This window comes from Paracoccus sp. (in: a-proteobacteria) (genome assembly GCF_032007265.1).
Taxonomy (GTDB): domain Bacteria; phylum Pseudomonadota; class Alphaproteobacteria; order Rhodobacterales; family Rhodobacteraceae; genus Paracoccus.
In genome coordinates, this window is sequence record NZ_DALZMB010000131.1 from 1 (window position 1) to 9,202 (window position 9,202).

The 9,202-nt window shown below is 61.4% G+C and carries 12 protein-coding genes; 11 read left to right on the top strand and 1 reads right to left on the bottom strand.

Annotated elements, in window-relative coordinates:
• Window positions 1-17 precede the first annotated feature (17 nt).
• Window positions 18-821 (bottom strand): DUF3883 domain-containing protein, encoded by an 804-nt coding sequence (locus RTS12_RS18505; RefSeq protein WP_312531146.1) that lies wholly within the window; start codon window positions 819-821, stop codon window positions 18-20.
• A gap of 509 nt (window positions 822-1,330) precedes the next feature.
• Between RTS12_RS18505 and RTS12_RS18510 the strand changes: the two genes are divergently transcribed.
• The 11 genes from RTS12_RS18510 (at window position 1,331) to RTS12_RS18560 (ending at window position 9,023) form a co-directional block, all read left to right on the top strand.
• Window positions 1,331-2,623 (top strand): phage integrase central domain-containing protein, encoded by a 1,293-nt coding sequence (locus tag RTS12_RS18510; RefSeq protein WP_312531148.1) that lies wholly within the window; start codon window positions 1,331-1,333, stop codon window positions 2,621-2,623.
• Window positions 2,623-3,390, top strand: coding sequence for a hypothetical protein (locus RTS12_RS18515; RefSeq protein WP_312531150.1), 768 nt, complete (start codon window positions 2,623-2,625; stop codon window positions 3,388-3,390). The genes RTS12_RS18510 and RTS12_RS18515 overlap by 1 nt, the downstream gene beginning before the upstream one ends.
• A 113-nt stretch (window positions 3,391-3,503) precedes the next feature.
• A complete protein-coding gene (locus RTS12_RS18520) occupies window positions 3,504-3,698 on the top strand; it encodes an AlpA family phage regulatory protein (protein WP_312531151.1) in 195 nt (64 codons plus the stop codon).
• Window positions 3,699-3,804: 106 nt separating this feature from the next.
• A complete protein-coding gene (locus RTS12_RS18525; RefSeq protein ID WP_312531153.1) occupies window positions 3,805-4,110 on the top strand; it encodes a hypothetical protein in 306 nt (101 codons plus the stop codon).
• Window positions 4,110-4,322, top strand: a complete 213-nt coding sequence (locus RTS12_RS18530) for a transcriptional coactivator p15/PC4 family protein (protein WP_312531154.1) — start codon at window positions 4,110-4,112, stop codon at window positions 4,320-4,322. Before RTS12_RS18525 ends, RTS12_RS18530 begins: the two co-directional genes overlap by 1 nt.
• A complete protein-coding gene (locus RTS12_RS18535; protein ID WP_312531156.1) occupies window positions 4,319-4,600 on the top strand; it encodes a hypothetical protein in 282 nt (93 codons plus the stop codon). Before RTS12_RS18530 ends, RTS12_RS18535 begins: the two co-directional genes overlap by 4 nt.
• Entirely contained in the window at window positions 4,597-5,478 is an 882-nt protein-coding gene (locus RTS12_RS18540; protein ID WP_312531158.1) for a toprim domain-containing protein, read from the top strand. Before RTS12_RS18535 ends, RTS12_RS18540 begins: the two co-directional genes overlap by 4 nt.
• Window positions 5,475-6,995, top strand: coding sequence for a YfjI family protein (locus RTS12_RS18545; RefSeq protein ID WP_312531160.1), 1,521 nt, complete (start codon window positions 5,475-5,477; stop codon window positions 6,993-6,995). The genes RTS12_RS18540 and RTS12_RS18545 overlap by 4 nt, the downstream gene beginning before the upstream one ends.
• 344 nt (window positions 6,996-7,339) lie before the next feature.
• Window positions 7,340-7,513: a hypothetical protein gene (locus RTS12_RS18550; RefSeq protein ID WP_312531161.1), complete on the top strand. Its 174-nt coding sequence runs from the start codon at window positions 7,340-7,342 to the stop codon at window positions 7,511-7,513.
• Between the two features lie 128 nt (window positions 7,514-7,641).
• The gene (locus tag RTS12_RS18555; RefSeq protein WP_312531163.1) at window positions 7,642-8,466 is read left to right on the top strand and encodes a helix-turn-helix domain-containing protein; all 825 of its coding nucleotides are present in this window, start codon (window positions 7,642-7,644) and stop codon (window positions 8,464-8,466) included.
• 53 nt (window positions 8,467-8,519) lie between these two features.
• A complete protein-coding gene (locus RTS12_RS18560; protein ID WP_312531165.1) occupies window positions 8,520-9,023 on the top strand; it encodes a hypothetical protein in 504 nt (167 codons plus the stop codon).
• The last annotated feature ends 179 nt before the right edge of the window (window positions 9,024-9,202 follow it).

The window sequence follows — 9,202 nt, forward strand, 5'->3', positions numbered from 1 at the left end:
AAATGGCTGCGTGAACTCTACGGCCAAACCCCGTTAAAACGGGGAGGATTACCGAACGCCTTCGGTTCGCGCGCGAAGTTCCAGAGCCGGAACAGGGACCATTCCGAACGCCGCTCCTCGGCCACGGCCAGCTCGTTGCGGCTAATGTGGAAGGGGGTGCGTTCCCAGCCATTCGTCGTTTTCACCTCGATCAGGCGCGGGCGGCCGTCCGTCGCGAAGCTGGCGATATCGTAGCCGGCACCATCGCCATCCTCCTCCGACACCCACCTGACCTTGCGCGCAAGATCGTCGCGGCCCGCTGATTTCAGGGCGGCTCGTTCGTGCGCCAGGACGCGCTCCTCACCGGCACGGCCGAGGGCGCGGTTTCGCTCGTCTCTCGCCGCGACATCGAATTTGCGGGCGATGTGCAGCATCTGCTCCAGCTCCTGCGGCGGCGGCTGGTTCGACAGCGTGGGCGGCGGCCCGATCCAGATCGGCGCGGCGTCGGCTAGGCCAGTCGGCGCTCCTGTACGCGAATGGCGACCGAGCCAGGCCGGGTTCAGCGCCAGCCAACGCGCCACAGCATCCACCAACGTCATCTGGAAATTGAAGGCGGGCTTGTAGCCCGGGATCCAGTCTTCACCCAGCCCCTTCAGCACCGCGCTGATGTTCTGGTGCTTGAACTCGACCGATCCCTCGGAGCGATCGTTCAACAGCGGCAGAAGTCCGCGCCGGTGCTCGGCCTTGTTGTAAGGGCGACCAGAGACGTCGTCGGCCAGCATCGCGAAGTAATCCGCGACGATCAGGTCGTTCTCTTGATCGGTCCAAGCCCCATTTGACATTGCGCCAGGCTAGGGGCCGAAACTGCGTTTGTCATCAGAGACTTCGCGCGAAACTCCCAAGATATACCAATGACCACGCCGCCCGTGTCGCGTCGCCATCTGTTTTGAGACAAGCCGGAACCGGGGAAACACGGGCGCAAGGCGATCCGGTCAGTTCATTGAAATGTATGGGGATTGTGAATCCGTCTCGCCGAGAGCACAGGGCGGATGGAAAGAGACGCCGGGCGTTCGGAGACCGAACTCGCGCAGGCGGCCAGTCTCCGAAGGGCGGATGGTCTCTGCAAACCCCTTTGGCACATAAAGAAAAAGGCCCCGCGAGGGACCTGTTTTCGGGTTTGCAATGTGCAAGTGGCGGAGTGGAAGGCCGCCATTGTTCCGTCGCATTTCATCGCCTGAAATCGCAGTTACATCTATGAATACACGCATTTTACTGAGAACCACTGTTGCGAGCTGTTGCAATCTGTTGCGACCGAATGCATAGTCTTAGGCGGGTATTATGAGGGGCGCAGATGCCGAGGGTTGCGAAAGAGCTGTCTGCACTGGACGTGAAGAGGCTGGAGCATCCCGGTAAGGGCGGCAACGCCACGTTTGCGGTTGGGGGCGTTTCCGGGCTCCTGCTCCAGATCACACCGAACGGCGGGCGCACATGGTTGCTTCGCGTCGCGGTGGGCGGGCGGCGGCGCGAGATTGGCTTGGGCGGTTTCCCCGATGTGACGCTGGCGCAGGCCCGAGACAGGGCGCGAGAGGCCAAAGACCAGATCCGGCGCGGCATAGACCCCGTGGAAGAGCGGAGATCGGCCCGTGCGGCCTTGGAAGTGGCGCGGCGGCGCGGCCTCACTTTCGCAGATGCAGCCGCGCGGTATCTGGATGCAAAGCTGGAAGGCTTCAAAAATGCCAAGCATCGGGACCAGTGGCGGAACACTCTCCAAACCTATGCCATGCCCGAGCTTGGCAAACTGCTGGTTGACGAAATTGCCGTGCAGGATGTGTTGCGCGTGCTTGAGCCGATCTGGACAGAAAAGACCGAGACGGCCTCACGTCTTCGCGGACGCATTGAATCGGTGCTGTCTTGGGCGACAGTGGCGGGGCACAGAACTGGCGATAACCCTGCGCGCTGGGCGGGCAATCTGAAAGAGCTTCTGCCCGCGCCCTCCAAGGTCAAGCAGGAGGAAAATCACCCTGCCGTGCAGATTGACGATGCGCCGCGCTGGTTTGAGGAAATCAGAAGGCGCGAGGGCATGGGGAGCCGTGCGCTGGAGTTCACGGCGCTGACGGCTGCGCGGTCCCGTGAAGTGCGCGGGGCGCTGTGGGAGGAAATCGACCTCGAAAAAGGGCTTTGGACCATCCCAGCCGCCCGCATGAAAATGGACAGAGAGCACCGGGTGGCGCTTTCACCCGAGGCGGTCGAGTTGCTGAAAGCCCTGCCTCGCTTTGAGGGCAACCCGCTGGTGTTTCCGGCACCACGTGGCGGCGAAATGTCAGACATGACCCTTAGCGCGACAATGAAGCGCGTCCACGCGGCTGATTTAGATGCAGACGGCAAGGGATTCGTGGATCGAGTGAACAAGCGCCCAGCCGTCCCGCACGGACTGCGCAGCACGTTCCGCGATTGGGTGGCAGAGCGCACGCATTTCCCCGGTGACATGGCCGAGGTCGCGCTGGCGCATAAGGTCGGGAACGCAGTTGAGGCGTCATACCGGCGCGGAGACATGGTTGAGAAGCGCCGCATGATGATGGCGGCATGGGCGGATTACCTGACCGGGAATGTCCGGTCTGGGGCCCAAGTGGTGAGGATAGGCTAATGTGGGCTGCCGAAGGATATAAGTCTCTGCTGAATTTGATGGATGAGATTTGGGATTTAACTGACGGCTATGTAAAATCCCGAGAGCAAGAGTTTCTAGAAAGCTCGCTCCCAGAGATTTTGAAGCCATGCTACCGAGACGCTATTGATTCGGCCATGGTGGCGATATTGCTAGAGGATAGAGATTGCCACGTGAGGATTTGCTCACCTGGCGGCGTGGTTTTAAAACCGTCGTGGGCCTTTTTTGCAGAAAAGGAAGCATGCAAAGGGCTGGTGGCACCTCTCGCGGACGGTTCCGTGGATGACGTGTGTCGGTTTCTTATGCGTGCCATAGTTGAAGCTGAAGGATATTTTCAGTTTATCGATGAGGAATATTTCACCATCACGACGCCAGATCCCGAAGACCTAGAGAGCTTAGGTGAAAGCAGGTGGAATCTAAGGGAAGTCGCTCGGAAGCTTAGCCCCTTCAGAGGGTGGGCTCTCTGTGTTGAAGAGTCATTTGATGTCCAAGAATTCGCTGCGTACTTAGCTCCTCTTGATGCGATTGAAGACAAACAGGATTCCCCTACGAGGAAGCGCGGGCGTCCGGGGGTGGTGTCAGATGCGGCAAAGGCACTTGATGAGCTTTACGATGAAGTGCCTACTGGTGACTGGAAAGTAGTCGCCAAAGAGGTTGAAGCACACCTGAATAGGTCGATTAGCGACCGATCGATCCAACGTGCCGCTCATATTGCCCGCCAAAAACGAGCGCAAAAAGGCAGAAAATAGCGCCAAAAGCGGGTGCAAAATAGCTTCCATATTTTGTCTGTTCTGGCATTGTTCTCTTTTTGAGCTTTTAGCGACAGTTTGCCACCAATCGCAATTGATTGGAGCGCATGGCAATGGCCGACACCTTCCTCGCAGATACGCAAATCGCTGCCCGCTATGGGGTCCACCGCACCACCCCATGGCGCTGGGCAAAGACTGATCCGAATTTCCCCAAGCCCGTAACCCTGACGCCCGGCTGCACCCGTTGGAAGCTCGTCGAGCTCGAAGCATGGGAAGCTGCCAAGACTGCCAGCCGGGCAGCCGCATAAGAAACCGCCACCCCGAGGCAAGGGGCGGCGGTGCAATATTTGGCAGGTATCAGGATACCTCGAATGTAGCGCGTGACGCTCTTGCCCGCAAGCATTGAGGCAAGGCATGACCTTCACCAAGCAATGGCCCGCACAGGCCTTCACGGTGCGCGACGGAGCAGACAGCCAGCGCACGATTATCACCAAGGGCCGCGACCGATGGGCGCTGGAATCCCTGATGCAGGCAGGCCCAAAAGGCTGCACTCCGATCGATCACCCCGGCCCGCGCTGGTCGGCCTATGTCCACAAGCTGCGCGGCGCGGGCGTGGATATCGAGACGATCCACGAACAGCATGACGGCCCGTTCCCCGGCAGGCACGCGCGATATGTCCTGCGCTCGAACGTGTCTCTCGGCCGTGTGGGGTGCCACTGATGGACCTGGCAATCATCCCCAAGAACAGCCGCGAGGAGCTGCGCCTGACCGTTGACGACTTTAAGGGTGTGCAACTGGTCAATCTCCGCGTCTGGTTCAAGGCAGAGGACGGCGAGATGCGCCCCAGCCGCAAGGGCGTGGCCTTCAAGCGCGCGCTCTTGCCGGACGTGCTGGCCGCTCTGCAAGCCGCGCAGGAAGGCGGTGAGGCATGAGCGCGCAGGATGAGCCCAGCGATGCTCAGATCCTCGCCGCAGCTGTCAGCATCGCTCTGACAAGCCGGAAGCTGATCGACCGCACGCCGCGTACCAACTATCGCGAAGTCTGCGAGACGTTGGATGCGGTTCATGAGCATCTGGCGGTGGCTGGTGGCTCACTGCTGGTTTTGGCCGAACGTCTGGGCATCGCCTCCGAAGTCAGTGCCATGGTTGATGAAGGCCAAGCACGGGTTGCCGCGCTCCGAGCCTGCCAACGGCTAGGGGGCCGCGCATGAGCGATGCACAGTCCTTGACGCTCTCGCTTGGTGGCCGCTGGTATCGCAGCTATGGCGTGGCCTGCTGTCCTGCTCATGGCGATACCCGCCCCAGCCTGACGCTGACTGATGCCGACGATGGGCGCTTGCTTCTGAACTGCAAGGCAGGGTGCGCCTTCCTGTCCATTCTGGACGCCATCAAAGCGCGCGGACTGCTGGGGGGCGACTATCGCCCCCAGCCACTCGATCCGGCAGAGCTGAGCCGCCGGAAGGCAGAGGCCGAAGCCGAGGCGGCCAAGGTCGAAAAGCGGGCACTGGCCTGCTGGCGGGAAGCGCTGCCGATCAATGGGACGATTGCCGAGGCCTATCTTCGTGGACGGGGCATCACCTGCGCCTTGCCGGAGAGCCTGCGCTTTCACCCCGAGTGCTGGCACCCCAGCGCCCAGCGCGCACCGGCGCTTGTCGCTCGGATCGATGGGCTGCCGCGTCTTGCCGTTCATCGCACCTACCTGCGCCCTGACGGCAGCGGCAAGGCCGGGCTGGAACCGGCCAAGGCCATGCTTGGGGCTGCTCTGGGAGGGGCTGTGCGAGTCGCTGACGGCGGCGGTGCGCTTGTGGTGGCCGAGGGTGTGGAAACGGCACTGAGTCTGCCTAGCGGCCTCCTGCAAGCGCCTTCGCGGGTCTGGGCTGCGCTTTCGACAGCTGGAGTTGCTGGCCTGCATCTTCCCCAGCGCCCCGGCAGGCTCACGATTGCGCCTGATGGCGATGAACCCGGACGGCTCGCCGCACATAAGCTGGCGGATCGCGCCGTCTCGCTGGGCTGGACGGTCAGCCTTTTGCCAGCCCCCGAGGGACGGGACTGGAACGATATTCTCAGAACGAAAGGGGCCGCAGTATGACCGCGCCCGCATTCCATCCCGATATGCCGCAGCCAATCCCCTTCAAGACCGAGGGGCCGCAGCCGCTCATGCGGGAGATTCCGCAGGGCGAGCCCTATCCTGTCCACGCCCTCGGGCCGCTCAGGGCGGTCGTGGAGGCGGTGGAGGACATTTCGCAAGCACCTGCCGCCATTGCGGCGCAGTCGGCCCTATCCATCGCGGCATTGGCTGTGCAGGGCTTTGCCGATGTGGAAATCCTCGGGGGTGGTTCAGCCCCTTGTTCGCTCTTTTGCCTGACCATTGCCGAGAGCGGCGAGCGCAAATCGTCGTGTGACCGCCTGCTGATGAACGGCATCCGCGAGCACGAGGCCCGAGAGGCTGCCGATTATCGGGACGCCTTCGCTGAATACGAAGTGGCCGCTGAGATTTGGCGCGGCAAGCGCAAGCGGCTGATGGAGGCGGCGGCGGGCATCGACCCCATGAAAGCCGCAAAGGCCGAGGCCGATCTGAAAGCCATTGGCGCGGGGCCAGCAGAGCCCTTGAAGCCGAACCTGACCTTCCAAGAGCCGACCATTGAAGGCTTGTTCAAGTTCTATCAGGCAGGGCGTCCCTCAGTCGGGTTGTTCACGGACGAAGGCGGCAGCTTTATCGGCGGCCACGGCATGAACGCGGACAATCGCCTCAAGACCATCGCCGGTTACTCCAGCCTCTGGAATGGCGACAAGCTGACCCGTATGCGTGCCGGGGATGGCACCAGCGACTATCCTGGGCGGCGGCTCTCCATGCACGTTATGGTCCAGCCGATCATTGCGCATCCGTTCCTTGCCGACCCTTTGGCATCTGGCCAAGGTTTCCTTGCCCGTTTCCTGATCACAGAGCCGCCCAGCGCTATCGGGACGCGCCTGCGCCGCGGCCACGACAGCGGCAGTGATTTGAACCTTGGGGCCTTCACGCAACGCTTGGGGGAGATTCTGGCTCGGCCTATGCCTGCGGGCAGCACGGAGCGCGAGGTGGCCCCTGTGCGCCTGCCTCTCTCAACAGGCGCCAAGGAGTTGCTGTGGCAGTTCTACGAGCGCGTAGAGCGCGCCCAAGCGCTGGGCGGCCAGATGGAGCACGTCCGCTCATACGCCTCGAAAGCCGCTGAGCAGGCCGCGCGCATCGCCGGAGTTCTGACCCTCTGGACGGACCTCGATGCGCCCGAAGTCGGGCCTGTCGCGATGACATGGGGCATCGACCTCGCGGGCTTCTATTTGGGGGAGGCAAGAAGGCTGGCAGAGGCTGGTGCCGTCTCGGAGGAAACGGCCCGTGCCGAGCTGCTGCGGCGCTGGTTGGTGGATAGCTGGTCGTTCGAAGAAGTGACCCCGCGAGAGGTCACACAATACGGTCCAAACAGCCTGCGTGAAAGCAAGGTGGCAAAGGCAACCATAGGGGTCTTGGTCAAGCATGGCTGGCTTGTGCCTCTTCCGGGGGGCGAGCTGATCCGCGGGGCCAATCGCAAAGAAGCTTACCGGATCGCGCGGGCCAGCTATGACGCTTGAGGCCGAGAATAGACACATCTGCTACGCCGCTACATCCGCTGCAACCGCTACAAACTCCATCCCGTGTAGCGAAAGTAGCGAGTGAAGCGGTGTAGCGGGAGGCAAAAGCAAAGTAGAGGCCTTCGCGATCGACTCTGATGAACTCTGCTTCTTCGAGCATGAAGGCACTGGTTTTCCCGCACCATCCAGCTTTGGCAATTTTCCTGACAGGCTTCGCAGCCGTTCTGGCCGGATAACCTTGATTCACCCCACTGCTACGCCGCTGCACTCGCTACTTCCGCTACATCATGACCCAGATTCGAGAGACTGCGACGCCGCGACACCCGCGACACAGGGGGCCAGACATGGACTTTGATACGCGGGCAGCCCTCTACGAAATCAATGCGGCAGAGCTGGCAGAGGCGCTCCGCAAGCGCGGCGTGGATCTGCGCAACATCCTCATTCTCGATGCCTACAGGGCCAAGCGGCGGCAGGCGCTGCATGGTCAGAGCCAAGAACACGGAAAGGGACAGGCATGAGCAAACAGCCGTCTAAACTGGACACAGACAAGCTCCGCAAGCTGCGCGCTCTGATGGACAAAGGGGCCACTGATGGCGAAAAGGCAGCGGCGCGCTCCCGCGCCGAGGTGCTGGCTGCCAAGGCGGGAATGACCCTTGCGGCGGCGTTGTCCATATTGGACGCAGCCCCTAACCCGCAGGCAAGCAATCCCTTCACGACGACGAATCCGTTTCAGGACTTCGGCGACTGGATGGAGGCCAAGGAACCCGGCTGGAAGGCCCGCGAGGCCGCCCGCCGATCAGAGCAGGAGGCGAAGCGTCAGGCCCGCTGCAAGGAGCTGCTGGCGCTCTACGGCTCCGAGGAAGCTGTCTTTGAGCCGACGCCGCTTGAAGCCGCCTTGCGCGATGCACTTGCCCCTTTCGAGGAGCCGTCGGGCACACTCTGGGGTTATCGGGATTTCAAGTTCTGTGATGGTCCAAACCCCCAGATGTGGGAGGCAATACGGGCCGCAGTTTTGGTGCCCGATACAGTCCAAGGCGCGTGGGCTGCATATCGCGACCAAGAGGAACGGACCCGTCACAGAATTGCTTTCTGCCCTGACCATGACCCCAATCCATGGGAGAGTGCTTGGTGCTCAGCGCTGGAGCATCTTTTGGACAACCTGCGCACGCCCAGCGCCGAGGGCGTTGCTGCGCGGATCGAGTGGCTGGATTTTCTCGCCAATCGTGAATTCTCCAGAGGCATCGAAGAGGACAAGGCGCTGATTGCCGCTCTGCGGGATGATTTCGCCGCGTTCACGGCATCCGTCCAATCTGGACACGCGACCATCGCCGACCGCCGCGCCGCCGTCCTTGATCTGCTGCGCGCTGGGCAGGGCCTCTCGGATCGGGAGATTGCCCGCCGCGTCGGGGTCAGCCCGCAAACCGTCGGCAATATCCGCAAGCGTCAGAACATGGAAAGGACAGCAGCATGAACGGATATATGAGCGGGCTTGGTCAAGTTGGGCGCCGGGTCTTCCGCAAAGCCTTGGCCGAGAATGCCGAAGCCACTGCACAAGAGTGGGCAGAGAACAGCCTGGACTCGTATGCGGGTGAGCTGGTGCCAGTGACGAACCCTGCCGCGAAGGAGGCACTGCGCCGCGTTTATCGTGCGGTGCTGGCCAGAGGGGGCGTGGATCATGTCGAACCCATCGACTTTGACGCGGCGCTGACATTCCCGAGCCACACGGATCGCGTGAAGCCCAATGCGGTAATGGCTTATATCGGCCACGGCATCGCCACCGGGGATTATTCCCTTTCTATCGACGAGTTTGCACAGCAGCGGCTTCGCATTGGCGCATGGCTTGCAGCTGGCATCGATCGCGATGGCATCCTGCGCTTTTCGCTTCTGTCGCGCCGCAATGATGGCAGCCGTGATTTCGACAAGATGGGGCGGCATGACGCGCTGCGAATCCTTGCCTTTGAAACGCTCGATCCAGCAGCAAAAGCCGCATTTCACAGGGCGTTTGAGGCTGGGGAAACACCGGAATAGCTTTGGTTTGGCGGCAGTTTTGTGGTATATAAATACCTGCAATATTTGATCTGTCTTATGTCAGGGAAACGAAATGCCAGCAGCTTTTAGCCTCAATTTTCTGGGACCGTTCGGGTTTGGTCCTTCATCTGTTCAAAATGAACAGGGAGGGCAATAAAATGGTTGAGCTTTATCTTCCC